Here is a 25,832-nt window from a genome sequence, read left to right on the forward strand (position 1 = left end):
TCCTAAGCGTCGCGACGGCATGAACGTGGAACGGACGGCACGGGTCGAGTCGGTGCTCGCCGGGCTCGACCTCACCCAACGGGTCGGGCAGCTGAATCAGCGCCTGCTGGGCTGGCGCGCCGTCGAGCGCGGGCCGCGCGGGTGGCGACTGACCGAGGAGGGGCTGCGCGAGATCGAGCGCTGGTCCGGGCTGGGAGCGATCTACGGTCTGCTCCGCGCCGATGCCTGGTCCGGCAGGTCGTGGGCCAACGGTGTGACGCCCGACGACCGGCGCGAAGTGATCGCGCTGGTGCAGGAGGCGGTCCGCGACGCGAGCCCCGAGTCGATCGGGGCGCTCGTCGTCGAGGAGGCGCCGCATGGGCACCAGGCCCTCGGCGGCACCATCCTCCCGCAGAACCTGGCCGTCGGCGCCACCTGGGACCCCGACCTCTTCGAGGAGGCCTGCGCCGCCGTCGCCGCGGAGCTCGCGGCCAGCGGGGTCGACGTCGCGCTGGTCTCCGGCCTCGACATTCTCCGCCACCCCAGCTGGGGACGCAGCGAGGAGTGCTTCGGCGAGGACCCGCTGCTGGCCGCCGAGCTGGTCCGCGCCGCCGTCCGCGGCATGCAAGGGCGAGACGATGAACGACTCGGCCAGGGCGGCGTCGGGGTGGTCCTCAAGCATCTGGCCGCGCAGGGCGAGGCGGTCGGCGGCCGCAACGGGCAGTCGGCGGTGATCGGGCCGCGCGACCTGCACGAGATTCATCTCCCCGCGGCCGCCGCCGGCGTCGAGGCGGGTGCCGTCGGGGTCATGGCGGCCTACAACGACATCGACGGCGTCCCCTGTTGCGCCAACTCCTGGCTGCTCACCACCTGGCTTCGGGAGGAGCGCGGCTTCGCCGGCATCGTCATGGCCGACGGCGTGGCCGTCGATCAGCTGCGGCCCCTCGCGGGCTCGATTCCCGCCGCCGGCCGAGCCGCTCTGCTCGCCGGCGTCGACCTCTCGCTCTGGGATGAGGGGTTCACCACGCTCGTCGGGTCCGCCGAGCGTTCGGAGCAGGTCTTCGACGCGGTGACAACCGCGGCGCGCCGGGTCCTCACGCTCAAGGACAGGCTCGGGCTCCTTCCCCGAATGCCGGAACAGGACGTCGACGACCGGGAGCGGATCGAGGCGCGCGGTGACCTGGGCGCCTCCTTCGCCGCGACCGCGGAGTTGTCGCGCCGCCTCGCGGCCCAGGCGCTCGTGCCGCTCTCCGGCTCCCTGCCCGCGGCGAGGCTGCTGGTGCCGTCGGCCCGGGTCGCCGTCATCGGCGGAGGCGCTGATGACCTCGACTGCTTCCTCGGTGACTACGTCGCCCCCCTCCGCCCCGGCGCGCACCGCACCGTGCTCGGCGAGCTGCAGGCGCGGCTGCCCGGCGTCGTGCGCGCCATCTCTCCCACGGACGACGACGCCGACGCTGTTCTCGCTGCCGCCGACGTGGTGGTCGCGGTCCTGGGCGGCACCAGCCGCCGCTCGTATGCGGATGAGTTCGACGTCAACGGCGCTGCGCTCGGCACTGCGGCCGACTGCGGCGAGGGCGTCGACCTCGCCGACGTGAGCCTCCCCGGACGCCAGGACGAAATGATGGCCCGGGTCAGGGACGCGACCTCGGCCCACGTCGTCTCGGTGATCGTCGCCGGGCGGCCGCACGTCCTCAGCGGCGTGCTCGCCTCCTCCGACTCCGCGATCTGGGCCGGCTACGCCGGACCCTACGGGCCGGCGACGGTGGTCGACGCGCTTCTCGGCGAGGCCATTCCCGCAGGACGGCTCCCCTTCACCCTGCCGAGCACCCCGATGGCGACGCCGGTGCGCTACAACGACCGCTGGTCGGCGGCGCGCGTCTACCGGGACGCACCTGAGCCCGTACTCCTGTCCTTCGGCCACGGCGCGACGGCCGACGGCTGGGTCGCAACGATGGAGCACCACGGCGAAGTCGCGCGCGTCGCGGTCGCGGTCCCCGATGGGCCTGGCGACACCGTGGTGCCTGTGTTCGTCCGGCGACGCGGCGGCGACGCGCTCCCCCGGCTCCTCGAACTCGTGGCGTTCACGCGGGTGCCGAACGGGACGACGGCGACGTTCGTGCTCTCGCACGACCGGCTGCTCCCGCCCGGCACCGGTGAGCGCGGCGCCGATGTGATCGTCGGCGGCCGGGTGATCGGCACGCTCGACGATTCTGTCGCCAGGTGACGATTCTCTAGACTGGTGCCGAATCCCACAGATATAGGAGTGACGTGACCGACGCCTCTGCCCTCAGTGCCGCCTACCAGACCATCCTCAGCGCCGTCGAGGCCGTCGAGCCCCGCATCGCCCAGGCGACGCGCCAGGAGCTCACCGACCAGCGCAACTCGCTGAAGCTGATCGCCTCGGAGAACTACGCCAGCCTTCCCGTGCTCGCCACGATGGGCACCTGGCTGAGCGACAAGTACGCCGAGGGCACCGTCGGTCACCGCTTCTACGCGGGCTGCCAGAACGTCGACACGGTCGAGGCCGTCGCCGCGGAGCATGCGCGCGAGTTGTTCGGCGCCGAGTACGCCTACGTCCAGCCGCACTCCGGCATCGACGCAAACCTCACCGCCTACTGGGCCATCCTCGCCAACCGCATCGAGCAGCCCGCGCTGGCCGAGTACGGCGCGAAGGGCGTCGCGGAGCTCTCCGAGGCCGACTGGGAGACGCTCCGCCGCCGCTTCGGCGACCAGCGCCTGCTCGGCATGTCGCTCGACGCCGGCGGCCACCTCACGCACGGCTTCCGCCCGAACGTCTCCGGCAAGATGTTCCACCAGCGCCACTACGGCACCGACCCGGAGACGCAGCTCCTCGACTACGACGCCGTCCTCGCGCAGGCGCGGGAGTTCAAGCCGCTGATCCTCGTCGCCGGCTACTCGGCCTACCCGCGCCGCGTGAACTTCGCGAAGATGCGCGAGATCGCCGACGAGGTGGGCGCCGTCCTCATGGTCGACATGGCCCACTTCGCTGGCCTCGTGGCCGGCAAGGTGTTCACCGGCGAAGAGGACCCGGTCCCCTTCGCGCACGTGGTGACGACGACGACGCACAAGTCCCTGCGCGGCCCGCGTGGCGGCATGGTGCTGGCCACCGAGGAGTTCGCACCGTCGGTCGACCGCGGCTGCCCGCTGGTGCTCGGCGGCCCGCTGTCGCATGTGATGGCGGCGAAGGCCGTCGCGCTGGCGGAGGCCCGCACCGCGGAGTTCCGCACCTATGCGCAGGCGGTCGCCGACAATGCGAAGGCGCTGGCCGAGGGGCTGCTGAGCCGCGGCGTGAACCTGGTCACCGGCGGCACCGACAACCACATCGTCCTGCTGGACGTCAACAACTTCGGGCTGACCGGCCGCCAGGCCGAGGCCGCGCTGCTGGAGTCGGGCATCGTTACCAACCGCAACTCCGTGCCGAACGATCCGAACGGCGCCTGGTACACCTCCGGCGTCCGCGTCGGCACCCCGGCGCTGACGTCGCGCGGGTTCACGACCTCCGACATGGACGCCGTCGCCGACCTCATCGCAGGCGTGCTCCGCAGCACCAAGCCCACCACCACCGCGGCGGGTGCCCCCAGCAAGGCGAAATACGACCTCTCCGACGACGTGCGCCAGTCGACCCTCGACGGCGCGTCCGCGCTCGTCGGCGCGCACCCTCTGTACCCCGGCCTGGAGCTGTAGCTCAGGCTCCCTGCACGGCGAGGGCGGCGACGGCGATGGCCGCGACGCCCTCGCCGCGGCCGGTCAGACCCAGGCCGTCGCTCGTCGTCGCGCTCACGGTGACCGGGGCCTCCAAGGCCGCGGTCATCGTGGCCTCTGCCTCGGCCCTGCGCGGGGACAGCTTCGGGCGGTTCCCGATCACCTGCACGGACACGTTGCCGATCTCGAATCCCGCCGCGCGCACCCGGCGCGCGGTCTCTGCGAGGAAGGCGACGCCGCTGGCGCCTGCCCACTCGGGCTCGGCCGTGCCGTAGTTCGAGCCGAGGTCGCCGAGTCCCGCCGCGCTCAGCAGCGCGTCGCACGCGGCGTGGCACGCGACATCGCCGTCAGAGTGCCCGGCAAGCCCCGCGGGCTCGTCGGGGAAGTGCAGCCCGGCCACCCACATCGGCACGCCCGGCTCCAACCGGTGCACGTCGCTCCCGATCCCCACTCTCATGAGGTCCCGGTCTTTCCCCGTCGTTGTAGGATCCTGCGTCCAGAATGATGACCGAGGCTCGCCCGTGTGAGCCACAATGCGCGAGCCATCGAGAGATCGGCCGGCTCCGTGATCTTGATCCCCATCTTCGATCCGGGGACAAGCGTCACGGGGTGCCCATTACGCTCGCAGCAGGTTACGTCGTCGGTGAACTCCATCCCGCTTTCAGCCATGCGGTCGTGGCTGGCGAGCAGCACCTGCAGGTCGAAGCCCTGAGGAGTCTGGATGGCACGCAACCGGGAGCGGTCGACCGCGTGGTTCACCTGGCCATCCTCGCCGATCTCGCGGACGCTGTCGGCCACGGGCAGCGCAGGAGCCACGGCAACGGCACCGTCACGCACGGCTGAGATCACGCCTTGGATCACGTAGGCGGGCATGAGGGGACGCACAGCGTCGTGCACAAGGACGATCTTGGCCCGGGACAGATCTTCGCTGCCCCGGATCACCTCTAACCCGCGTTGCACGGACTGCTGGCGAGTGTCGCCGCCGGAGGTGGTGATGATGGGAATCGGGGAACTCTTCAGCAGGGCCCGGTACAGCCCGGACAGCTTCCCATTGACCACCACCACGGCATGGGTGCAGCCGCCTGCCGCAAGGCCTTCTACCGCAAGACCGATCACGGCACGGCCGAGGATTCGCAGAGTTGGTTTCGGCTTGGTGCCTCCGTACCGCCGTCCCAGACCAGCGGCGACGACAACGGCAACGACGGGCTCTGACATGGCGCCAAGTATGCCAGCGCGCTACGCCCAGGATGCCTGGGGACGCCTTCGCGACGGCGTATCAGCGGCGGGCGTCGGCCAAGGCGAGAACGGCGGCGGCCAGTGACTCGTCCAACACGACGATGTCGAAGGCTTGCGTCCGGAGCCCACCCAGCACGCCTGGAGCCTTCTCCTTTCCCGCGGCCAGACCGACCGCGACGGGCATCTCGCGGATCTCCTCAATGGTTGCTCCGATAACCCGCTCTGACGCCGGTGCACCCAGGGGACGCCCCTCAATATCGAAGAGCCGTCCAGCGAGGTCTCCCACAGGACCTTGCCGGAGAACCGCCTCCCATTCCTGCTCGCTCAGGCGCATCCCGTCAACGGCTTGCTTGCTCGTATACACACCGAACGATCCGATGCCGACGAAAGCCAGGTCGCAGGCCCGCGCTCTTTCCAGCGCGCCCCTCACCGTGGATTCGGACATCATGGCGTGATACGTCGCGGATGACTCGACCACCGCAGGCGCGTCGAACCGTTCCGCCACCACGCCGCACTTCTCCGCCAACGTCTGAATGTACGAGTTTCCGGATGGTCCGGTATCGAGGAGCGGCATGCCACCGACGAGCGGAGTGAACCTCGTGGCCGACCGCAATGTGACCTGAGGAACGGCCTCGACGAGCTGACCAACGGTGAATCCCCAACTGAGGCCGATCCGCGAGGCAGTTGCACTGCGGCGGGTGAAAACCTGGCTGGCCAGCTGGCCCACAGCTCGAAGACCCGCGCTTTCAGAAGCTGTCTCGGCGACGAGCGCCTCACGTAGCCCGAAACCTCGGATCAGCGCGCTCTCCAGCTCTCGGTTCCGGGAGACGTGCTCATCGCCGACGATCCGCACCTGAACGACGCCACGCTCCCGGGCGGTGGCCAGAACCCGGGATACCCCCGAGCGGGAGAGTCCGAGGCGACGACCCACTTGTCCCTGGTCGAGCCCCTCGATGTAGTACATGCGCGCGGCGTCGATAAGCAGTTGCTGATCGCGCTTCGCGGGCATTCGCGTCCTCCTCGGCCACACGTCACTGGAATCCGCGTCCAGTGTGGCAGAAGCCGACGGAGTTGATCCAACCGACGGTGCAGTCCGCGCCGGACTGCACCGTCGGATGTCAGGGTCGGCTACCCCCCGATGATCCCGCGCGCCACCAGGGAATCCTGAAGCCGACGCATCGCTACCAGGGGCCGGGTCTCATCGATCTCGAGGTCGTCGTAGGTGATGAACTCGTCCTGCGCCTTAGGCGCCTTCAGCCGGCTGTTCTGCAGCAGGCCGATCGGCACGCCGCCGATCTCGCGGGCCCGCTCCGCCGGGATGGCCCAGCCGTAGAAGTGGTTACCGCCGAGCCCTTCCAGGACGGTGTCAGCCGCAAGGTCGGACTTCGCCCGCCCGACGACCTCAGTGCAGGCGTAGCGCGACTGGAAGTCCGCGTTGCGGTTCAGGACCGCTTCGCCGATCGACAGATGTGCCTCGATCGATGCGATGTGCCACGGCCGGAAAAGCACGTAGTACGGTCCCTTGCCGAGCTTCAGGTAGTCAAGCTCATGTGTCACCACGTCCGACTCCGACTTGACGATCGCGAAGACCCCGGGGGCGACGTCGCCGGTCACATACTCGACGACTGCGCCCTTCTCGAAAGACAGAATGCCGCCGTCGGCCTCCGGAATCAGCTGGGTTGCCAGGTCGGCCAGCATGATCTCCTGGCCGTGCATACCCTCCACCTCGACGGGCAGGTTCGTCGCGTTGGACAGCGCTGCCATCTCCAACTGCGTCTTGGTGCCGTCGGTGAACTCGGTGAGCATCCGCGGGCTCATCTTCTTCCGCACGGCCTCGGCCTCATTGTCGGCCGGAACGGAATGGATGATGTTGACGTTGTTCTTGCCCTTGCCCGCGCAAATGACGGTCAAGCCAAGGTCCTGGGCGTACTCGACAAGCTTTAGGCACTCGACCGGCTCATCCCCACGCATGATCGTATACACGGAGGAGCCCGCGTTGGCCATGCTGCTCAGCAGCACACCGACGGTGATGTCGGCCTCCACCGTCATCAGAGCCACATCCTTGCTGCGGGTGATGCAGGTGTAAGCGATCTGCGCCGCGATCTCCGGGATCCCGGAGACCTCGACGACGATGTCGACGGGGAGATCGGGCATCTGCAGCCCGTTGCTGATCACCGCGGCTTGGCCGGAGAGGATCGCTTCCGTCGCCGCTTCGAGATCGCGGTCCACCACGACGACGTCGTCGCGGCCCGCGTTACGCAGCGCGGACTCGGCCTTGTCGATGAGGATGTCGGCGACGGCGACGACGCTGAGGCCGGGCGCCTTCTGGATCGAGGCGACGAGGCCGGACCCCATCTGCCCGGCGCCGACGACGCCGACCTGGACCGGACGTCCCAACTTCTGCTGGCGCTCTAGGAGACCCTTGGTGTAGCCCATTTTCTCTCTTCTTTCTTGTGTGTGGAGGAGTTGGCAGGAGATTGCGCGCGGCGGCGTGTCAGCGGCGCGCGGAAGGTGTTCGAGGGCAGGCCGGCGGGTCCGCCGGGCTTGACCTGTTCCAGCGCCATGGCGACGGCGGCCTTGGTCGGCCTTCCCTTGATCCGGTCGACGGCGCCCTCAGCTGGGCCGAGCAGCGCCGGCACCGGACGGAAGCGGGCGAACACCGTCAGACCTGACAGTCTCGACGCCGTGACGATGTGGGCGGTTAGACGGTGAACCACCAGGATCACGATCGCCCCTCCGCGCCACGTGCGGCCCCGGCCGGAGACGAGCATCAGGTGCTCACCGCTGTGAACGCTCAGAAGCCGATTGAGTTCGCGCGCGTAGGCGCGCTGCTGCAGGTAAGTGAGGGCGATTCCGACCAGCATGACGCTGATCAGGATCGCGGGGAACTTCCAGTCCGGCATGTCAGGCCCCGCTGAACGAGATGACGCTCCCCACCTGCGGTGCAAGATAGCCAGGGCCACTCACCTTGATGGCGCCGGGCAGGAGGGCTTCCTCGGGCTGGTTCGCATAGAGAACGACGTGGCCTAGCGTGACCAGGTTCTCGCATGCCCGATCGCCCACCTGATCGACGGTGTAGTCAGTGCCGGCGAAGTGAAACGTATCGCCCGCCTGCAGAGGCCGCGCCAGGGGGGTGGCGCCCTCGTGAACGACGCTGAACTCGGCGAGGGCCTCTGGGACTGGCTGCCCGAAGAGGATGAGGACGCCGGCATCGATCATGTCGCCGGCACCGGACCCGACGAGGGTGACTTGTGTACTCCAGAGAGTGGTCGGCATGAGTATTTCCTTTCTCAAAGATGTCTGGGAGGGTGGTGGGCTAGACCAACAGGAACGACACCAAGTAGGCGATGGCGACAGCCAGTGGCGACGTCACCATGCGGGTGAACAGGACGGCGGACACGCCGACCGAAACCGTCTCCGGCTTTGCCTCGCCCAACGAAAGGCCCACGGGGATGAAGTCAGCACCCACCTGGCCGTCGATGGCGAACAGCGTTGGGAGCGCATACTGAACGGGCAACACGCCGGCCCCGATTTGGGTACCCATCAGGACGCCGACGACCTGGGCGATCGCGGCGCCTGGTCCGAGGATCGGGGACAGCAGCGGGATGGCCACGATGAAGCCGAGAAGGAGAAGCCCGAGCGGGTTGCCTGCGAGGGGCGCCACCCAGTTGGCCAGCACCTTCGAGACGCCGGTGAAGTTCACGATGCCGATCAGCAAGGCGACATAGGCCATGAACGGCAGCACGGTCTGCATGATGATCTGCAGCGCTTGGCGTCCAGAGGACAGCAGGGTGTTGATCACGTAACCGATGAAGTTGCCGAAGCGGACCACGAGCGACATGAAGCCGCCCCTCTCGGCCTGAGCCTGGCTCACCGTCTTCGGACGCGCCTCTGTGGACGTGGCTGCCGCCGTCCCGCCGACGGCAGCCTGCGCGGATGCCGAGGGCGCCACCGCACGTGCATCGTCAGCGCTCGCGAGAGTGATCTGCTTCACGCCGACATCGGAGACGAAGATGTCTGCCGTGATGAACTGGGCCAGCGGACCGGTCGGCGATCCCGGGAAGACATCCACGGTGGGTATGCGCTTCTTCGGGTACACGCCGATCCGCGCGGTCCCGCCGCAGTTGATGACAACGGCAAGTACCTGCGCGTCCTCGACGTGATTGTTGAAGCCGTCGATAGCCTCACCACCGCAGAGGTCCGCCATCTTCTGCGCGACGGGATGGATGCCGCCGCCCGTGACCGAGAGGATCACGTTCTTCTCGGCGGTGGGGGTCAGTACGAGGCCGTCGCCCCAGCCGCCGGAGCCTTTCACTACCTGAATCGTCTCGTAACTCATTCTGCAACCCCCTGAATGCGGCCAGCGGCATACGCCTCGTCGTATCGCTTGAAGGTGTCTCGGTGACCGCCTCTCTTGATGAGATATCCCGTCATCCACTGCGTCGCGATGCCGCGGATGAGGATGACGACGAGACCGGTGAGGAAGTAGAGGATCGCCAACGTGGCGTACTTCTCGGGGGCGGCGGTCATGACGCCAGCAGAGACGCCGGCCCAGACGAAGATCTCGCCCGCGTTGGCGTGCGGGAAGAGCGCCGTGATCGGGTGGCAGAAGGACACCGCGGCGTCGTAAAAGGCAGGCTTGTAACGCTCCGGCAGGAAACGGCCGAAGGTGTAGGCCATCGGATTCGTCAGCAGCAGCATGGCAAGGAACGGCATGATCGTGTATCGGGTGAGGGCCCATCGGCCCGCCCACTTCACGGCGCGGGTAACCCGCTCTTCGCCGATCCAGGTGGTCACGGCGTACATTGCCGTCAGCATGACCATGAGCAGGGGCACGATGCCGGTTACCAGGCCGGTGAACGAGGCTGCCGCCTCGTTGAACAGTCCGATGAAGTGTTCGGCGAACCAGGTGATGGCGCGCATCACGGGGTGATCTCCCATGGGGACTCCTATGTCTTGGTTGGGTGTGATGGAAAACTGGTATTCGTCGCCCGGCTCAAACGACCAGGACTCCTTCCTCTAGCCGAGTCGTGCACTCGTCGGACCGCTCGTCGGCAGGGGGCTTCCCCGAAGATCCGACGGCTGCGGTTTCCAGCGCGGGAGTGGAGGATTTACTCCCCGATGACGGTGACCTGGCACTTGCGCGTGCGCTCACGCGCGCGATCCCAGTCGACGAAAAAGATGTAGCCCGTGATGCCGAAGGCCAGGGAGCCGTCTACGACCGGGAAAACTTGGCTGCTCCCCATCAGGTTCGCCTTCAGGTGAGCATCGGCATTGAGTAGCTGGCTGCGGTCACCGCCAGGCAGATATTCCCTCGCGGACGGCCAGCTTTCCACCGCGAGGAAGTGTTCCTCGCCGGGGTAGTGGTAGCCGTGGGCGGGGGGGAACTCGCGCTGCTCGGGGACGATCTTGCCCAGCGCGGTGTCGAGGTCGTGCTGGAGGAAGTCCGTGCCATCGGGCAGCAGATCGTGGGCCCACTCGTCGTAGTAGACGGAGCAGGTCGTGTGCGGGGACATCACGGCGCAGATGCCGTTGCTAATCCCACTGTCGGTCACCGCCTGACGAACCTCGTCAGTGACGTCGATGAAGCTCGGGGTGCCGCCGTGCGAGGTGAGCGAAAGCGTGGCGTGGAATACGGTCATGGTTCCTCTGGTTCCTAACTACTTGCGCCCGGCGAGGATGTCGACGAAGCGCTCGACGTCGGCTTCGACGCCCTTGCGTGCTGCGGCGGCCAGGTTGGAGAACAGAATCACGTTCTCGTCATCGATCAGCGGCAGCACCGCGTCGTAGGCCGCCTTCGCGGCGTAGGTGTAGTAGTTGATCTTGCGCACGCCGTTGCGCACGCTCTCCCGGTACTCCTCGTCGGTGAGCCCGGAGCCGCCGTGCATCACGATCGGTACGCCCGTGGTGGCGCGCAGCTTCGCAATCAGGTCATAGCGCAGCTGAGGCTTCTGCCGGTAGACGCCGTGCACGGTGCCAAAGGACGCAGCCAGGCAGGTGACTCCCGTCGCGGCCACAAAGTCACGCGCAACGTCAGGGTCGGTGTAGAGCGACTCGTCGGCCACACCCTGGGAGGGATCACCATTCTCGTTGCCGGTCATCATCCCGATCTCACCCTCGACGCCGATGCCGAACTCATTGGCCAGTTCGACAACCTCGCGGGTCACCCGCACGTTGTCCTCGTAGTTGCGATGGGAGCCGTCGATCATGCAGGAGTTGAACCCGATGTCGAGGCCCTTCTTGATGTAGTCGATGTCGTCGCCGTGATCGACATGCAGCACGAACGGCGCTGACGAGCGCTCAGCCAGCGCTACCATGGCCGGCCCCATGTCCTCGATGCTGACGATGCCCTCGTGGACCTGCGCGAACTGCAGGATAATCGGCACACCGGTGCGCTCGCCGACGTCGATGGTGGCGAGTAGCGCCTCGAAGAAGGGGGTGTTCACGGCGGCGAGGCCGACGTCGTTTTTTTCGGCGTAGTCGAGGGCTTCGCCCAATCCGATAAGCATGGCTCGTGTCCTTTCAGGCTTGGTTCTTGTGGTTCGAGATCGCGGTGAACATCTCGGTGAGGATGATGCGCCAGTCGGGATGGGCGACGATGCCGCTGGTGCCACCTGAGCCGTCCGCGCCCTGCGCGAGCACGCGCGCCACGTCCTCGCCGGTGGAGACGCCTGCCGCCTGGATGACGAGGATCGACGGGTCAACCTCTTTGACGATGCGCGTGGTCCGCTCGATGTAGTCGCCAGCGTCCATGCGTCCAGTGCCGATATTCGCGGTCGGCTCGCAGATCATGACGTCAGGCCCCATACCCGCGATCGCCTTGCATTGTGCGTCGGAATCCGCGCAGACGATGGTCGCGAGACCCACCTCGCGCGCGCGTTCCATCGTGGCGTCGAGCACCGCGAGGGTCAGCGGGTGTTCTGCGTGGTTCAGCACGACGGCCGCCGCACCGGCATCGCGCAGGGAATCGGGCAGGATGTGCCCCATTCCCCGCCCCTTGCCGATGGGGTCCATGTGCTGCGCCGTCACGGTCAGGTGGGTTGTGGCGTCGGCGACTGACCTCAGATCGACGTGCTGGGCCGTGAAGATCACGTCGACGCCGAACGACGCGGCGAGCTCATCCGTGAGCCGCGCCAACGCAAGGGTTTCCTCACTGCCCAGGTAGGCCTTGGGGTTCACGATCAAGAAGGGTGGCTGGACCACATGTCGTCTACTCATACTGCCCTCATCTCCACGATTCGCACATAATTGCTTACATGCGTACGTTATTGCTGATAGGCAGATCGTGACACACGGACCGACCGTGAAGCAAGGAATTGCTTCACATATGCACGTATGTGCTGATGGGCGTCAGCGTGGTCGCTTCGTCACACACAGACGGCGGCCCGATTCCCAGGGGTGACGTCGATGACGTGGGCACACGTCACGAAGCCCGCGCCGCCCAGACGGCAACAAAAAAAGTGGCCGCTCTCTACAGAGAGCGGCCACCTTTGATCGTGTTGTTCGGCGAGGGCCTCAGCCCGATGTGCGCCTCAGGAGGCGAGCACCTCGTCGAGCATGATCTCCGCCTTGTCCTCCTCGACCTTTTCGGCGAGCGCCAATTCGGCGACCAGAATGGCGCGCGCCTTGGCCAGCATTCGCTTCTCGCCGGCCGAGAGGCCCTTGTCGCGGTCGCGGCGCCACAGGTCGCGGACGACCTCGGACACCTTGATCACGTTGCCGGAGTGGAGCTTCTCCATGTTCGCCTTGAAGCGGCGCGACCAGTTGGCCGGCTCCTCCGTGTGCTCGGCGCGCAGCACCGCGAACACGCGCTCCAGCCCGTCCGCGTCGACCACGTCACGTACACCCACCAGATCCAGGTTGCAGGCGGGCACCTTGATCACCAAGTCGTTTTGGCCGATTACGCGCAATACGAGGAAGAGCTTGTCCTCACCCTTGATGGTCCGGTTTTCGATGTCCTCGATGACAGCCGTCCCATGATTGGGGTAAACAACCGTCTCACCGATCGAAAAAGTCATACTCATTGACCCCTTTCCAAGAATCAATTCTAGCAGGTGGGCCAGCTGGGGCCCAGGCGTGCTCAGTGGGGGAGACGCCCCGCGCTCCGGCCTGTCCCCGACCCGCCGCGGTCCGCCCCTGCAGAACGCCTCGCACGAGGGCGCGCAAGTGGTTAGTATGTCCACACTTGACCGACATGCCCTCGGAGGACACATGAGCAAGCCCATGCGCCGCGCCGCGGCCATCGTCGCGACCGCTGCGCTCGCGGTCTCCCTCAGCGCATGCACGGGCGGACGCTGGGAGCCGGAGGCTCCCCCGGCGGCAGGAACACAGACCGACGCCGCTGACGGCGCCATCAAGCTGCGCAACTTCGTCGTCATCTCCGACATGGGTGGCGAAGCCATCCTCGTGGGCGGCATCACCTCCCGTGACGCGGCAAACGAAGTCACCGCGATCGGGATCACCGCGCAGGCTGCGGACGGCTCATTCGGCGCGGAGCAGGTCGTCGACTTCTCCGAGCAGATCCCCAGGGGTCAGACCATCACGCTCGACGGCTCACGCACCAAGTTCACCGACCCCGACCTGATCCTCGGGCGACTGGCCGGCGTCACCGTCGGGTTCGCCGACGGTCAGACCGCAAGCCTCCAGGTGCCCGTGTACGCATCGGATCACCCGGACTTCGCCGAGGCCTGGAACAGCGTCTGGGCCTGAGGCTCGCGGGCTTGGCGCTTCTGGCGGCGAGTGCAACGACGCAGACGTCGCGCCCGGGCGCTGCGCAGGAGGCAACCCTCCCTTTCGCAACAACCCCTAGCTTCGCTAGCCCTCGAACTTGTAGCCCAGGCCGCGCACGGTGACGAGCCGACGCGGTTGGGCCGGGTCATCCTCGATCTTCGCCCGCAGGCGCTTCACGTGGACATCCAGCGTCTTGGTGTCGCCGACGTAGTTGGACCCCCAGATCCGATCGATCAGCTGGCCTCTTGTCATCACGCGCCCCGCGTTGCGCAGCAGCAACTCCAGGAGTTCGAACTCGCGCAGCGCGAGCCGCACCTCCCGGCCGTCGACCTGAACCTCGTGACGCTCGACGTCGAGGCGCACGCCGGACACCTCGACGACCTCGGGAAGCAGCGCCTGGTCCTGGCCCCTGCGTAGCACCGCCCGAATGCGGGCGACGAGCTCGCGGTGACTGAACGGCTTGGTGACATAGTCGTCGGCACCCAGCTCAAGACCGACGACCTTGTCGATCTCCGAGTCGCGTGCGGTGACCATGACGATCCCGACGTTGCCGCGCGCCCGTAGCTGCCTGCACACCTCGGTGCCGGGCATGCCGGGCATCATCACGTCCAGCAGCACGAGGTCTGCGCCGTGCTTGTCGAAGAGCGCGAGGCCCTGGGCCCCGTCGGCGGCCTCGAGCACCTCGAAGCCCTCCTTGCGGAGCATGAACCCCGTCGCGTCGCGGTAGGACTCCTCGTCCTCGATGATCAGAATCCGTGCCACGTCACTCCTCGTCTTCCAGATCGTCATGGGCGCCCAGGTAGGCGGGCAGGCTGAGCGTAAAGGTCGATCCCTGGCCCGGGCGTGACCACACCCGGATCTCCCCGCCGTGCGAGACGGCGATGTGCCGCACGATGGAAAGGCCGAGGCCCGTGCCGCCGCTCTCGCGCGAGCGGCCGTAGTCGACGCGGAAGAACCGCTCGAAGATGCGGTCCTGATCCTCCGGCCTGATGCCGATGCCGTTGTCGGACACCTTCACCTCGGCGTGCTCACCCTCGACGGTGAGGCTGATCGTCACGCGGGCGCGCTCTCCGGAGTAGCTGATGGCGTTCTGCACGAGGTTGGCGACGGCGTCGGCGAGTTGCCAGCGGTCTCCGAGGACCCGGGCGTCGGCCGCGCGGGCGATGATCACGCTGACCTCGCGCTGGGCCGCGCGCTCCCGCGAACGGGAGACGGCCTCATCGATCACCTCGGACAACTCCACGATCTCGTGCGCCAGCATCGGGTTCTCGGTCTGGAGGCGGCTGAGGTCGATGATCTGGTTGGTCAGCTCCGCGAGCCGCGCGGTCTCGCGCTGCAGGCGTCCGGCGAACCGTTCTACCGCCTCGGGGTCGTCCTTGGCCGCCTCGACGGCCTCGGACAGCACGCTGATCGCGCCGATGGGGGTCTTCAGCTCGTGCGAGATGTTGGCGACGAAGTCGCGCCGCACCGCTTCCACGCGCTTCGCGGCGGACTCGTCGACCGCGAAGACCAGCACGTCCTCGTCGTCCATGGCGGAGACGCGCACGGTCAGCTCCAACGCGTCCATGCCCGGTTGGCGCTCGCGGATCACGGCGCCGTCATAGGCGATGCCCGACGTCCGCACCGCGCGAACGACGTCGAGCAGCTCCGTGAAGCCGACCCTTGTGCCCCTGACGAGGCCCATCGTCTCCCCTGGTTCGTTGACGACGAGGATCTCGTCATGGGGCCCGACGAGCAGCGCGCCCGTCTGCATGAGTTCCAGAACCTGCCGCAGCTCGGCGGAGACACGCGCCTCCGCCCGCTGCGTCTCGATCTGACGCAGACCCTCGCGGCCGCGGTGGATGAGATACGCGAACAGGCAGCCGAGAAGGGCAATGCCGGCCCCGATGAGGCCGGCGACGGCTGGATGCATGCCGCCATCATAGGCACCCGTCGGATGCCGCGGGGTTGTCCGTCGGCACCCCTCCACCCGCTTCGCGAAGACTTCACCGGGCGTTCACCGACGGTTCATGAGGGGGCAACGGCCGCGTCCCCAACCGGGCCTAGCCTCGGGGGAGACAAGTGAGCAACTAGACTCTTTCGCGACCCAGAACCCAAGGAGGGTTACCCGCATATGCGCACTAGCTACCACGAGGAGTTGGATGCGATCATCGACAGTCTCGTCCACATGGCCGAACTCGTCGAGACCGCGATCAAGGAGGGCTCCGAGTCGCTGCTGACCGCCGACCTGGCTCGCGCGGAGGCCGTCGTCACCAACGACGGCGAGCTGGACCGGATCCACGAGGAGATGGAGTACAAGTGCCTCTCCCTCCTCGCGCTGCAGGCGCCCGTCGCCGGTGAGCTTCGCACGATCGTCTCCGCCATCCGGGTGGTGTTCGAACTGGCCCGCATGGGCGACCTCGCTGCGCACGTGGCGAAGATCGCGCGGCTGCGCTATCCGGCCCACGCCGTGCCCGAGGAGTTCGAGCCGAGCTTCCGCGAGATGGCCTTGATCGCCACGGAGATCATCGACCTGGCCCGCATCTCGCTGAAGGACCGCGACGCCAAGGAGGCCCACCGCCTCGCAGACATCGACTCCCGGATGGATGAGCTCCGCCGGGAGCAGTTCACCCGGATGCTCCGCAAGGACTCCGACATCACAATCGAGGGTGCTGTCGACGTCGCGCTACTCGGCCGCTACTTCGAGCGCTTCGCAGACCATGCCGTCGCCGTCGGGCGGCGCGTGATCTACATCATCACCGGCGAGGTGCCCGAGGGCGAGGACTGGCCGAACGCCTGACACCGGGACGCGCCGTTCCCGCTCGGCGAGCCTGCCGGGGCCGGGGGTAGAGTGCTGGGAGGGCGCCGTACGGCGCCCTCCATCTCGTAAGGGGTCGATTCCATATGAAGCCGTTCACCCGCCGAAGCTTCGTCACGTTGTCGGTGGCCGCGCTCGCAGCCGCCGGCTGCGCGCCTGCGGGCCTGGCGATGCCCGGCACCGGTTCGAAGACCCCCACGTCCGCGACGACCACCGCCACTCCCCCGACGACCGCGGCCCCCGCGTCGCCGACGTCCACCCCGTCGGTCTCCGAGACCCCCTCTTCTCCCGCGACCACCCCGTCGGCACCGGAGACGACCACGTCGCCCGAGCCCCCGGTGAACCCCGACGTGCTGATCCCGGGCAAGAACCACATCGGCGCCGCCGCCGAGTACGTCTATTCGGCGAAGCAGGTGCAGCGCTGGCTGCAGGGCAAGGACGCGCCGCCGAAGAAAAAGAAGATCGTCTTCCTGACCTTCGACGACGGCCCCAACCACCAGACGACGCCGATCATCCTCGATGCACTGAAGGACGCGGGCGTGCACGCCACGTTCTATGTCGTCGGCTCCATGTTGAACGATGCCCCCGAGCTGCTGCAACGCGAGATCGCGGAGGGCCACTCGATCAACCTGCACAGCTGGTCGCACGACTACTCGCACCTGTACCCGGGACGCTCGGCGAACGCCAAGCGGATCGAGGAGGAGTATCTCAAGACGCTGGCGAAGGTGCGCGAGATCCTCGGCGACGACTTCAACACCGAGGGCTGGCGCTACCCCGGCGGCCACATGTCCTGGAACAACATGAAGCCCGCGGACAAGGCGTTGGCGAAGCATGGCGTCGCCTGGGTCGACTGGAACGCCGACACCGCCGACAGCGCCCCAAAGAGCCGTCGCCCCTCCACCATCGACCAGCTGGTGGCCAACGCGACGATGCCCATCCGCGCCGGCTACCACGTCGCCGTCGTTCTTGGCCACGACACCCCCGACAAGAGCCTGACCGCCAAGTCCACCCCCGCGATGATCAAGGCGTACAAGAAGGCCGGGTATACCTTCGGCGTGATCAGCTAGCGCTGTAGGGTGCTCTCATGACCGCGAAGTTGATCCTCCTCCGCCACGGCGAGAGCGAGTGGAATGCCAAGAACCTGTTCACTGGCTGGGTTGATGTCGACATCAACGAGAAGGGCATCGAGGAGGCCAAGCGGGGCGCAGAGCTCCTTAAGGCCGAGAATCTGCTCCCGGATGTGCTGCACACCTCGCTGCAGCGCCGCGCCATCCACACCGCCTACCTGGCCCTGGACGGGTGCGACCGGCACTGGATTCCGGTGCGCCGCCATTGGCGCCTGAACGAGCGCCACTACGGCGCGCTGCAGGGCAAGAACAAGGCCCAGACGCTTGAGCAGTACGGCGAGGAGCAGTTCATGCTGTGGCGCCGCAGCTACGACACCCCGCCGCCGCCGATCGACATCGACGATGAGTACAGCCAGTGGTACGACCCGCGCTACGCGGACATCCCCGAGGACGCGCGTCCCCGTACGGAGTGCCTGAAGGACGTCGTCGCGCGCATGCTGCCGTACTGGGAGGCGCACATCGTCCCGGATCTAGCCGAGGGCAAGACGGTGCTGATCACGGCACACGGCAACTCGCTGCGCGCGCTGGTCAAGCACCTCGACGGCATCTCCGACGCCGACATCGCCGGCCTGAACATCCCCACGGGCATCCCGCTGTACTACGAGCTGGACGAGGACTTCACGCCGGTGACGCCGGGCGGCCGCTACCTCGATCCCGACGCTGCAGCAGCGGCCATCGAGGCCGTGAAGAACCAGGGCAAGAAGAAGTAGCCCCCTGCCCCACGATGCACAAAGACCCCGGCCAGTTGGCCGGGGTCTTTCGCTGTCCCTCTTACGGCTGCTTGTGGGTGCGGCCGCGGAGCCGGTCGCGCCAGGTGGCGTGCTCCGCCTCGGTTTCGTCGACGACATGCACCTTGTCCTTGGTGCGGTTGCGGGCCAGCGCACGGAAGAGCGCCGCGGAGGCCATCGACTCGGTGGCCACCTGGTGGCCGTCGTCGGTCGCCCAGGCGATCTCGGTGGGCGCGCGCTCGCCGGTGCGCAGGTCGATCAGGTCGCCGAGATAGCGCAGGATGACGGCGAGCGACGCGGCGACGGGCACGGCGAGGAACGCGCCGACGATGCCCGCCCAGGAGCCGCCGAGCATGACCGCGAGGAGGACGACGACGGGGTGCAGCTGCATGACGCGCGACTGCAGCAGCGGCTGCAAGATGTTGCCCTCGAGCTGCTGGACGAGGAGGATGAGGCCCAGCACGAGCAGCGCCGTGGTCAACCCGTTGGAGACGAGTCCGATCAGAACCGCGATCGTACCCACCGTCACGGCACCGACGATCGGAATGAAGCCGCCGAGGAACGTCAGCACCGTGATGGGCAGCGCGAGGGGCACCCCGAGCAGCGCGAGGCCGAGGCCGATGAACACGGCGTCGACGAAGCTGACGATGGCCTGCGTGCTGATGTAGCCGGAGAGCGTCTGCCACAGTCTGGTCAGCAGTTCGCCGGCGTGGAAGCCGGCGCGGCGGCCGACCATCTTGCGGGTGAAGCCGAGGAACTGGTGGCCGTCCTTCAGGAAGAAGAAGGTGAGGACGAGAGTCAGCAGGCCGGTGACCGCGCCGGAGCCGATGCTCCCGCCGAAGCTGAGCGCTTGGCCGAGCAGGTTGCCGCTGTGGGTCTGCAGGTAGTTGAGTCCCTGGTCGACCCACTCGTAGAGCTTGTCGTCGCTGATGTTCAGCGGTGGCCCCGCGGCCCAGACCTTGAGCTGTTGGATGCCCTCCTGGGCTTGCGACCATAGCTGGGGCCACTGCTTGACAACGCTGGGTGCGATGGCGCTGACCAGGCCGACGACAACGGCGATGCCGCCGAGCAGCCCGATCGCCGCGCCGAGCGCGTACGGCACGCCCCTGCGTTTGAGCCAGGCGACCACCGGCCACAGCACCGACGTGATGAGCAGGGCGAGCACGATGGGGAGGATCGCTCCCCACAGCTTCCCCGTCACCAGGCCGACGACGACGACGGCGGCGGCGAACAGCAGGAACCGGCCGCACCACGCGGCCAGAGACCGCGCGCCGGCGCCGATCACGTCGGCCCTGTCGACGGGCTCGTCCGGGTCGGGAGCGGGAAGGGCCTCGAGCGTCGACTCGTCGAGACCCTGTTCGGGCTCCACGAACGCGTCGGGCCGCTCGGGTTGCGGCTGGGTCGAGTCGTCGGTCACGCGGCCTCCTCAGAGCGTGCAGTGCGGACGCCAAGAGCCTACCCGTGCCCTCCTACCCGAGCACCGCGCGCGCCGCGGCGACGTCGTCGTCGATCCTTTCGACGAGGGCGTCCAGCCTTCGCTGCCCCTCCGCATTGAGCTCGGCAAACGGCGCCCGACAGGGGCCGAGATCAATGCCGGTGAGCCGTGACTCGACCCATTTGGCCGCCGGGAAGACGCTCACGGCGACAAGCTCCTCGATCACGTCGTTGATCCTGCGCTGGAACGCCTGGGCTAGGGGAAGGTCCCCGGCTCGGACGAGCGCACGCACGGCCTTGAAGCAATCGGTCTGGAGGCTGATTGTCGTGCCGATCGAACCGGTAGCACCAGCGTGAACCGCCCCGGGTTTGGTGGAGGGTCTTGACCGCTTCAGGAGAGTGGAGTCATGCCTGCACCAAGGAAGTACAACGACGAGTTGCGTGAGCGTGCGGTCCGCACGGTCAACGAGACGATCAGGGAGAACCCGGGGATGCCGGTCAAGCGCGCCTGCAACCAGGTGGGCGAGCAGCTGGGATCCCGGGATCGACGCTGCGGAACTGGCTGCAGGCCCCCGGGCTGGGGGTCGGGTCGTCGGCGGTGGAGACCGATCCGCATGCTCGGCTCGTGCAGCTGGAGAAGGAGAACCGGGAGCTCCGTCGAGCGAACGCGATACTGAGGTCGGCCTCGGCTTTCTTCGCGGCGGAGCTCGACCGCCCCTCTCCACGTTGATCAACTACATCGATCAGCACAAGGACCGCTTCGGGGTCGAGCCGATCTGCGCCGTGCTCACACAAGCCGGCGCCCAGATCGCCCCGAGCACCTACTACGCGGCCAAGAAGCGCTCACCGTCGCAGCGGGCGCTGGCCGACGCGGCGCTGGATGAGCGCATCCAAGCGACCTACCAGGCGAACTACCAGGTCTACGGGGTGATGAAGATGTGGAAGGTCCTCAACCGGCAGGAGGTCCGAGACGAGCACGGCCGGACCACCGGGGTCCACTATCCACCGGTGGCCCGGTGCACCGTGGCCCGCCGTATGAGGGCGTTGGGTCTGACCGGAGCGGTCGCCGGTGATCACAAGCGGCCCCGCACGACCCTACCGGCCAAGGACGCCCATCCGGCAGACCAACTCAACCGCGACTTCACGTCCCCGGCGCCGGACAACCGGTGGGTCGCTGACATCACCTACGTGCCAACATGGGCCGGGTTCGTCTACGTGGCGTTCGTGATGGACCTGTTCTCCCGCAGGATCGTCGGCTGGCGGGTCTCCGGATCACTGCACACCGACCTGGCCCTGGACGCCCTCGAGCAGGCCATCTGGCAGCGGCAGCGCGACGGGCGGGTGCTGTCGGGTCTGGTCCACCACGCCGACCGCGGCGTCCAGTATCGAGCGATCCGCTACACCGAACGGTTGGAGGAACTCGGAATCGTCGCCTCGGTCGGGTCCAAGGGCGATTCCTACGACAACGCCGCCGCCGAGGCGTTGAACCGTGTCTTCAAGACCGAGCTGATCCGGCGTCGAGGGCCGTGGCGCACTCTTGAGCACGTCGAGTTGGAAGTTCTCCGATGGGTCGACTGGTACAACACGGCCCGGCCACACACCTGGTGCGACTACCTCGCACCCGCCGCATACGAGCACGCCTACGATGCTGCTCAGAACCCTTCCGCGGCGACCGCCGCCGAAGAACACACAACTCTCCACTAAACCCGGGGTGGTTCACTCGTTGAAGCCCTTGGCAAGGTTGGTCCAGGTGGGGTCCGTAGCGTCGTCCTGCCAGAGCCAGTAGACGACCTCCGTCGTCCCTCCGCCGCTGCCGCCACCGGGGGCGCCGCCCTGTTCTCCGCCGCAGGCTGCCAGGGTTAGGCCAGCCGTGACGCCGAGCGCGCCGCCGATAAAGCTCCGTCGCTTCATGAGGTCTCCTTGTGAGATGAGTTGTGTGATGTGGTGCAGGGATCGACTAGTTCGATGCCTGCCGGTTCTTGTTCCGAAGCCGACTCGGCACGACCCGTCGTCGAACTCCGTAGAAATGCGTGTCCAGCTCGTAGCGAGCGTGATTGAAGTCGCCGGCCTCGATCGCATCGATGATGGCCGTGTGCATGGCCGCCACCTCCGGATCGATGGCGACGTCGGGTCCGGGCCCTTCGACGACCTCGAGCAACGTCCAGAAGGCGCCGAGGATGCCCTCGAGGGTCGAGTTGCGCAGGGGCGCGAACAGGCTGAGGTGGAACTGCTGATCCAGCTCGGCGAACGAGCGGCCCTGCGCCGCCCTATCCTCCATCTCGTGAGCGATCTCGCGGATCTCCGCTCTGCTGGCCGGGGTGTGCAGCGGCATCACCTTGGCGAGCAGGGACGTCTCCAACGCCTGACGGACGACGAGCAGCTCCGCAACCGTCGTCCGAGGCGCCCCCGTCAGCTCCGCGCTGGTGGCGACGAGCGACCCGAGATCGGTCCCCACCCAGCGACGCCGGGCGCCCTGGCGCGAGCTGATCGCCCCGAACGCCTCGAGCACCCCGAGGGCCTCCCGAAGCTGCTGCCGCCCGATGCCGAGCTCGGCCATCAAGGCCGACTCGCTGGGCAGCAGGGCACCCGCCTTCGTCCCACCCTCCCGGAGACGCGCGGCGAGCCGCACGACAAGACCGTCGTGACTCAGCTTGTCGGACATGTTCTCCTCCAGTCGGCTGTCTGAAACGCGAAGCATCGATGCTCTTCAGCAAGCTTCTGCCAGGAGCCTCAAGAGGTCAACGGCGCTTGTCAGACAAGATTGGGCAAGATGTCTGCTAAGTGCCCGAGGGCGGTCCTGGCTACCGCGGCACCCGATCCGCCTTCACCCGCGGTGCCGGGGTGAGTGGAGCGCGTTCGGCCAGACCTCGCAGGAGCGCGGATCGGCGGATCCGGGGCGAGGGAGATCCCCCGATCCCTCCGAAGATCGGTGACCTCGCGACCGCCCCGTGGGCTGATAATCTGCCGACACCAGCACGCCGACCGGAGGGAGCCAACGATGATCTCGGACCTGTGGCTGACGATCGACATCATCCTCGTCGTGTACTGGCTGGCCGTTGCCGTGCTCATCGTCGCCGAGGACAGGGACCCGACGGCGGCGCTCGGCTGGCTACTTGTGCTGATCGCCCTCCCCGGCGCCGGCCTCGTGCTCTACTTCTTCTTCGGCCGCAACTGGCCCGTCATCGCGCAACGGTCCAAGAAGGTGCAGCACACCCGGGCGACCGCGCGGCGCTTCATGGAGCCCTACTACGAACGCCACGACCAAGCCCTTCCCCAGCTCGAGGCGCGGCACCCTGAGAGCTGGACCCTGCACAACGCCAACCTGATCAGGAACCTCGCCGAGACGCCGCCGATGACCGTGCGCACCTTGGACATCTACGAACACGGCGACGAGTACTTCGACGTGCTGATCGCCGACCTCAAGGGCGCCCAGCGGTTCATCCACATCAGCTACTTCATCTGGAAGGACGACGTCCTCACCGACCGCATCACCGACGTCCTCGTCGAGCGGCTGAACGCGGGCGTCGAGGTCCGAGTCCTCAACGACTGGTTCGGCTCCGCTCCCTTCAGCCGTCGGACGACGAAGCGGCTGCGCGACGCCGGCGCGATCGTCAAGTTCGACATGACCGGCATCTCGAAGGTCAACTACCGCAACCACCGTAAGATCACCGTCGTCGATGCCGAGATCGGCCACACCGGCGGGTTCAACGTCGCTCAGGAGTACATCGATGGCGGGAAGCGATTCCCCGCCTGGCGCGACACCGGCCTGCGCATGACCGGCCCGGGCGTCGCCGACCTGGAGAAACTGTTCGACGTGCGGTGGCTAGAGGTCGACGGAGAGGACCTTTTCCACGAGCGCTACTATCCTGACCCGTCGTTGCCGTCCGGCGACATCATCGTCCAGACCGTGCACCACGGCTTCGACGACCCCTGGTTGACCGTCGCCCGGGCGCACGAGGTGGCGATCACCGGCGCGAAGGACCGGGTTCTCATCCAGTCCCCCTACTTCGTTCCCGATCCGGAGATGCTCCAGGCCATCACCAACGCCGCCGCCGGCGGGGTGCGGGTGGACCTGATGCTGACCGGTTGGCTGGACAAGAACCTCCCGTGGTACGCGGCAGAGACCTACTTCGAGAAGCTGTTGAAGGCGGGCGTCAACATCTACCGCTGGAACAAGGGGTTCTTCCACGCGAAGTCGCTCACCGTCGACGGCAAGGCCACGAGCATCGGCACGCTCAACCTCGACATCCGCAGCCTGCGCCTCCACAAGGAGCTCATGGTGTGGATCTACGACGAGGATGCCGCCCGCCGCTCCGAGGAGATCTTCGAGGAGGACCTCAAGGAGTGTGTCCCCCTTACCCTCGACGATGTCCACAGCTGGGGGTGGGCGCGCCGCTTCCGCAACTCCGCGGCCCGGCTCCTTTCGAACCTGCTGTGACCCACCCCCGGACCTGCGCGTGAACCGACGGGACGGCCTGACCGCGCTGCGGGACGCGTTCCTCACCCGGCCGCACGCCGTCTTCAGCGGCACGGCCATAGAGGACCTGCCCCTCGATCCCGTCCTCGTCCGACGGACGGCACACTCCCAACGGCTCGCGGCCCTGGGGCCGCGGGAGGTTCGTGAGGTCACTCCTGATCTGCTCCTCGACCCGGAAGACCTCGCTCGCGCCGCACGTGCATCGCTGACCGGCGGCTGCCTGCTCTGGGTGATAGCGGTCGCCGACGAAGACACCCTCCACACGCTCCACGCCGCCCTTCCGGGCGCGCTCTCGCCGCTCGGTCCGCACGCCGCGGACGGCCGCCGCGCCTATGGGCTCACCCCGTCGGGAGCGGCCCGCCGGGTCCTCGACACCAACCCCGAGCAGGCCGCTGCCTTCCGAGGCGCCAACATCACAGGCTTCCCACCCGACATCGTCACCCGGCTGACGGAGCTGAACGTGCCGACGTGGCGTCGCTCCCCACTCTCCCGGCTCATCCGCAACCCGCAGCTCTACGTGTACCTCGTTGTGTTCATCTACTCGGCGCTGCGGGCGCTGCCTTTGGTGTTCGTCGAGCAGTTCCATGGCAGCATCGCGGTGCTCTGGCTGATCGACGTGCTGACCGCCATTCCGTACACGTGGGGACTGATCGCCATGGTGACCGGCGCCACCCGGGGCCTCCGGCTTGCGGGTGCGGCGACCGCGATCGCCACGTTCGTCGCGCCGTACGTCTACTTCTGGACCCACGGCACGCACTACCCCCCGCACGTGCTCGTGGTGATCGCCGCGATGATCGTGTGCGGGCTGTGGATCGAGATCCGCAAGTTCAGGCAGGAACGCGGGCTCGAGCGCCGCTACTCCGCCGACGCAACTCGGCGACCGTGCGGATGACGCTGACGAGCATCAGCCAGCCGCCGCTCCCCCACCACACAGCCTGGACCAGCGGGTCGGCGTCGGGTCGTTGGACGATCAGCATCGCCGTCGTCACCGTCCAACAGAGCGTCGCCGCCACGTTGTAGCCCATCAGCCGCTTCACCCGGAACGGGTGAACGAAGGTGAGCGGCGCGATGGTGAGGACAGCGAGCGCGACGACGACCGTCACGTTGAACGCCGCGCCGGTTGCGGTCAGCCACAGCACCACCGCGACGATGTTCCAGGCGGCCGGAAAGCCCATGAAGTAGTAGTCGTCGGTCTTCAGTCCGGTGTTGCAGTAGCAGAACACCGACGACACGCACACAAGGACGAGCATCGTCGCGGCGAGCCAGGGCGGCCCCAACGGCAGATGGAGGTACATGAAGAGCGCGGGGATGAACGTCCAGGTCAGGTAGTCGACGATGTTGTCGAGCACCGCGCCGTCGAAGTGCGGGGCGTAGACCTTGACCTCGGCCTTGCGGGCGAGGGTCCCGTCGATGCCGTCGACGAGGAGCGCGATCCCCAGCCACAGCCACATCCACGCGACCTGCCCCTCGTGCAGCGCAAGGGCGGCGAGACACGCCCATACGACACCCGTCATGGTGAGCACGTGAACGGCCCACGCGCGGGCCACACGGGCGCGGTTGAGTGTCGGCATGGGGCGCATTCTGCCGCACCCCGCCCGCGT

27 protein-coding genes, 1 pseudogene and 1 other annotated feature are annotated in these 25,832 nt (G+C 67.5%); of the genes and pseudogenes, 9 read left to right on the forward strand and 19 right to left on the reverse strand.

Annotation, left to right across the window (positions count from 1 at the left end):
- Nucleotides 1-19: 19 nt before the first annotated feature.
- Both IPJ61_RS02295 and IPJ61_RS02300 read left to right on the forward strand, forming a co-directional pair.
- Nucleotides 20-2,203 (forward strand): glycoside hydrolase family 3 protein, encoded by a 2,184-nt coding sequence (locus IPJ61_RS02295; RefSeq protein ID WP_297102596.1) that lies wholly within the window; start codon nucleotides 20-22, stop codon nucleotides 2,201-2,203.
- A gap of 44 nt (nucleotides 2,204-2,247) precedes the next feature.
- Nucleotides 2,248-3,684, forward strand: coding sequence for a glycine hydroxymethyltransferase (locus IPJ61_RS02300; RefSeq protein WP_297102597.1), 1,437 nt, complete (start codon nucleotides 2,248-2,250; stop codon nucleotides 3,682-3,684).
- Nucleotide 3,685: 1 nt separating this feature from the next.
- Here the strand turns inward: IPJ61_RS02300 and ispF are convergent, their stop codons facing one another.
- From ispF to IPJ61_RS02360, 12 genes are all read right to left on the reverse strand, one after another.
- A complete protein-coding gene (gene ispF, locus IPJ61_RS02305) occupies nucleotides 3,686-4,159 on the reverse strand; it encodes a 2-C-methyl-D-erythritol 2,4-cyclodiphosphate synthase (protein ID WP_297102599.1) in 474 nt (157 codons plus the stop codon).
- The gene (gene ispD / locus IPJ61_RS02310) at nucleotides 4,156-4,917 is read right to left on the reverse strand and encodes a 2-C-methyl-D-erythritol 4-phosphate cytidylyltransferase (RefSeq protein WP_297102602.1); all 762 of its coding nucleotides are present in this window, start codon (nucleotides 4,915-4,917) and stop codon (nucleotides 4,156-4,158) included. The genes ispF and ispD overlap by 4 nt, the downstream gene beginning before the upstream one ends.
- 61 nt (nucleotides 4,918-4,978) lie before the next feature.
- Entirely contained in the window at nucleotides 4,979-5,902 is a 924-nt protein-coding gene (locus tag IPJ61_RS02315; protein WP_297102604.1) for a sugar-binding transcriptional regulator, read from the reverse strand.
- 164 nt (nucleotides 5,903-6,066) lie between these two features.
- Nucleotides 6,067-7,374, reverse strand: coding sequence for an NAD(P)H-dependent oxidoreductase (locus IPJ61_RS02320; protein WP_297102606.1), 1,308 nt, complete (start codon nucleotides 7,372-7,374; stop codon nucleotides 6,067-6,069).
- Nucleotides 7,350-7,841, reverse strand: a complete 492-nt coding sequence (locus IPJ61_RS02325; RefSeq protein ID WP_297102609.1) for a transcriptional regulator GutM — start codon at nucleotides 7,839-7,841, stop codon at nucleotides 7,350-7,352. The genes IPJ61_RS02320 and IPJ61_RS02325 overlap by 25 nt, the downstream gene beginning before the upstream one ends.
- A 1-nt stretch (nucleotide 7,842) precedes the next feature.
- A complete protein-coding gene (locus tag IPJ61_RS02330; RefSeq protein WP_297102611.1) occupies nucleotides 7,843-8,214 on the reverse strand; it encodes a PTS glucitol/sorbitol transporter subunit IIA in 372 nt (123 codons plus the stop codon).
- 40 nt (nucleotides 8,215-8,254) lie between these two features.
- Complete coding sequence (gene srlE, locus IPJ61_RS02335; protein ID WP_297102613.1) at nucleotides 8,255-9,277, reverse strand: PTS glucitol/sorbitol transporter subunit IIB; 1,023 nt, start codon at nucleotides 9,275-9,277, stop codon at nucleotides 8,255-8,257.
- Nucleotides 9,274-9,879, reverse strand: coding sequence for a PTS glucitol/sorbitol transporter subunit IIC (srlA, locus tag IPJ61_RS02340; RefSeq protein ID WP_297102615.1), 606 nt, complete (start codon nucleotides 9,877-9,879; stop codon nucleotides 9,274-9,276). Before srlA ends, srlE begins: the two co-directional genes overlap by 4 nt.
- Nucleotides 9,880-10,049: 170 nt before the next feature.
- Entirely contained in the window at nucleotides 10,050-10,580 is a 531-nt protein-coding gene (locus IPJ61_RS02345) for a YjbQ family protein (protein ID WP_297102617.1), read from the reverse strand.
- 18 nt (nucleotides 10,581-10,598) lie between these two features.
- Entirely contained in the window at nucleotides 10,599-11,447 is an 849-nt protein-coding gene (locus IPJ61_RS02350) for a class II fructose-bisphosphate aldolase (RefSeq protein ID WP_297102619.1), read from the reverse strand.
- Between the two features lie 13 nt (nucleotides 11,448-11,460).
- Nucleotides 11,461-12,156 carry a triose-phosphate isomerase gene (locus IPJ61_RS02355; RefSeq protein ID WP_297102621.1) on the reverse strand — a complete coding sequence of 232 codons (696 nt, stop codon included), beginning with the start codon at nucleotides 12,154-12,156 and terminating at the stop codon, nucleotides 11,461-11,463.
- A gap of 314 nt (nucleotides 12,157-12,470) precedes the next feature.
- Entirely contained in the window at nucleotides 12,471-12,956 is a 486-nt protein-coding gene (locus IPJ61_RS02360; RefSeq protein ID WP_297102623.1) for a CarD family transcriptional regulator, read from the reverse strand.
- Between the two features lie 193 nt (nucleotides 12,957-13,149).
- Here IPJ61_RS02360 and IPJ61_RS02365 point away from each other — a divergent pair, with 193 nt between their 5' ends.
- Entirely contained in the window at nucleotides 13,150-13,647 is a 498-nt protein-coding gene (locus IPJ61_RS02365) for a hypothetical protein (protein WP_297102625.1), read from the forward strand.
- Nucleotides 13,648-13,752: 105 nt separating this feature from the next.
- On the opposite strand, the gene IPJ61_RS02370 is transcribed toward IPJ61_RS02365, so the two are convergent.
- Together IPJ61_RS02370 and IPJ61_RS02375 are read right to left on the reverse strand one after the other, a co-directional pair.
- A complete protein-coding gene (locus IPJ61_RS02370) occupies nucleotides 13,753-14,430 on the reverse strand; it encodes a response regulator transcription factor (protein ID WP_297102627.1) in 678 nt (225 codons plus the stop codon).
- Between the two features lies 1 nt (nucleotide 14,431).
- Nucleotides 14,432-15,580: a sensor histidine kinase gene (locus IPJ61_RS02375; protein ID WP_297102628.1), complete on the reverse strand. Its 1,149-nt coding sequence runs from the start codon at nucleotides 15,578-15,580 to the stop codon at nucleotides 14,432-14,434.
- Between the two features lie 201 nt (nucleotides 15,581-15,781).
- Between IPJ61_RS02375 and phoU the strand changes: the two genes are divergently transcribed.
- From phoU to IPJ61_RS02390, 3 genes are all read left to right on the forward strand, one after another.
- Nucleotides 15,782-16,447, forward strand: a complete 666-nt coding sequence (phoU, locus tag IPJ61_RS02380; protein WP_297102630.1) for a phosphate signaling complex protein PhoU — start codon at nucleotides 15,782-15,784, stop codon at nucleotides 16,445-16,447.
- A gap of 104 nt (nucleotides 16,448-16,551) precedes the next feature.
- Nucleotides 16,552-17,532, forward strand: coding sequence for a polysaccharide deacetylase family protein (locus IPJ61_RS02385; protein WP_297102632.1), 981 nt, complete (start codon nucleotides 16,552-16,554; stop codon nucleotides 17,530-17,532).
- Between the two features lie 17 nt (nucleotides 17,533-17,549).
- Entirely contained in the window at nucleotides 17,550-18,302 is a 753-nt protein-coding gene (locus IPJ61_RS02390; protein ID WP_297102634.1) for a phosphoglyceromutase, read from the forward strand.
- Between the two features lie 61 nt (nucleotides 18,303-18,363).
- On the opposite strand, the gene IPJ61_RS02395 is transcribed toward IPJ61_RS02390, so the two are convergent.
- Together IPJ61_RS02395 and IPJ61_RS02400 are read right to left on the reverse strand one after the other, a co-directional pair.
- On the reverse strand, nucleotides 18,364-19,737 hold the full coding sequence (locus tag IPJ61_RS02395; protein ID WP_297102635.1) for an AI-2E family transporter: 1,374 nt from the start codon (nucleotides 19,735-19,737) through the stop codon (nucleotides 18,364-18,366).
- Nucleotides 19,738-19,789: 52 nt separating this feature from the next.
- On the reverse strand, nucleotides 19,790-20,272 hold the full coding sequence (locus IPJ61_RS02400) for a dihydrodipicolinate synthase family protein (protein WP_459251259.1): 483 nt from the start codon (nucleotides 20,270-20,272) through the stop codon (nucleotides 19,790-19,792).
- Here IPJ61_RS02400 and IPJ61_RS02405 point away from each other — a divergent pair.
- Nucleotides 20,162-21,458: pseudogene (locus tag IPJ61_RS02405) on the forward strand (IS3 family transposase). The gene IPJ61_RS02400 and the pseudogene IPJ61_RS02405 sit on opposite strands and share 111 nt — an antisense overlap.
- Nucleotides 20,442-20,570: a sequence feature (AL1L pseudoknot), on the forward strand. It overlaps the preceding pseudogene by 129 nt.
- Nucleotides 21,459-21,470: 12 nt before the next feature.
- Here IPJ61_RS02405 and IPJ61_RS02410 read toward each other — a convergent pair.
- Together IPJ61_RS02410 and IPJ61_RS02415 are read right to left on the reverse strand one after the other, a co-directional pair.
- Complete coding sequence (locus tag IPJ61_RS02410) at nucleotides 21,471-21,665, reverse strand: twin-arginine translocation signal domain-containing protein (RefSeq protein ID WP_297102639.1); 195 nt, start codon at nucleotides 21,663-21,665, stop codon at nucleotides 21,471-21,473.
- 46 nt (nucleotides 21,666-21,711) lie between these two features.
- On the reverse strand, nucleotides 21,712-22,416 hold the full coding sequence (locus IPJ61_RS02415; RefSeq protein WP_297102640.1) for a FadR/GntR family transcriptional regulator: 705 nt from the start codon (nucleotides 22,414-22,416) through the stop codon (nucleotides 21,712-21,714).
- Between the two features lie 336 nt (nucleotides 22,417-22,752).
- Here IPJ61_RS02415 and cls point away from each other — a divergent pair, with 336 nt between their 5' ends.
- Together cls and IPJ61_RS02425 are read left to right on the forward strand one after the other, a co-directional pair.
- Nucleotides 22,753-24,192 carry a cardiolipin synthase gene (gene cls, locus IPJ61_RS02420; protein WP_297102642.1) on the forward strand — a complete coding sequence of 480 codons (1,440 nt, stop codon included), beginning with the start codon at nucleotides 22,753-22,755 and terminating at the stop codon, nucleotides 24,190-24,192.
- A gap of 19 nt (nucleotides 24,193-24,211) precedes the next feature.
- A complete protein-coding gene (locus tag IPJ61_RS02425) occupies nucleotides 24,212-25,123 on the forward strand; it encodes a hypothetical protein (protein WP_297102643.1) in 912 nt (303 codons plus the stop codon).
- Here IPJ61_RS02425 and IPJ61_RS02430 read toward each other — a convergent pair.
- On the reverse strand, nucleotides 25,059-25,802 hold the full coding sequence (locus tag IPJ61_RS02430) for a CDP-alcohol phosphatidyltransferase family protein (protein ID WP_297102645.1): 744 nt from the start codon (nucleotides 25,800-25,802) through the stop codon (nucleotides 25,059-25,061). The two genes, IPJ61_RS02425 and IPJ61_RS02430, sit on opposite strands and share 65 nt — an antisense overlap.
- Nucleotides 25,803-25,832 lie beyond the last annotated feature (30 nt).

Source organism: Tessaracoccus sp. (genome assembly GCF_016714275.1).
Lineage (GTDB): Bacteria > Actinomycetota > Actinomycetes > Propionibacteriales > Propionibacteriaceae > Arachnia.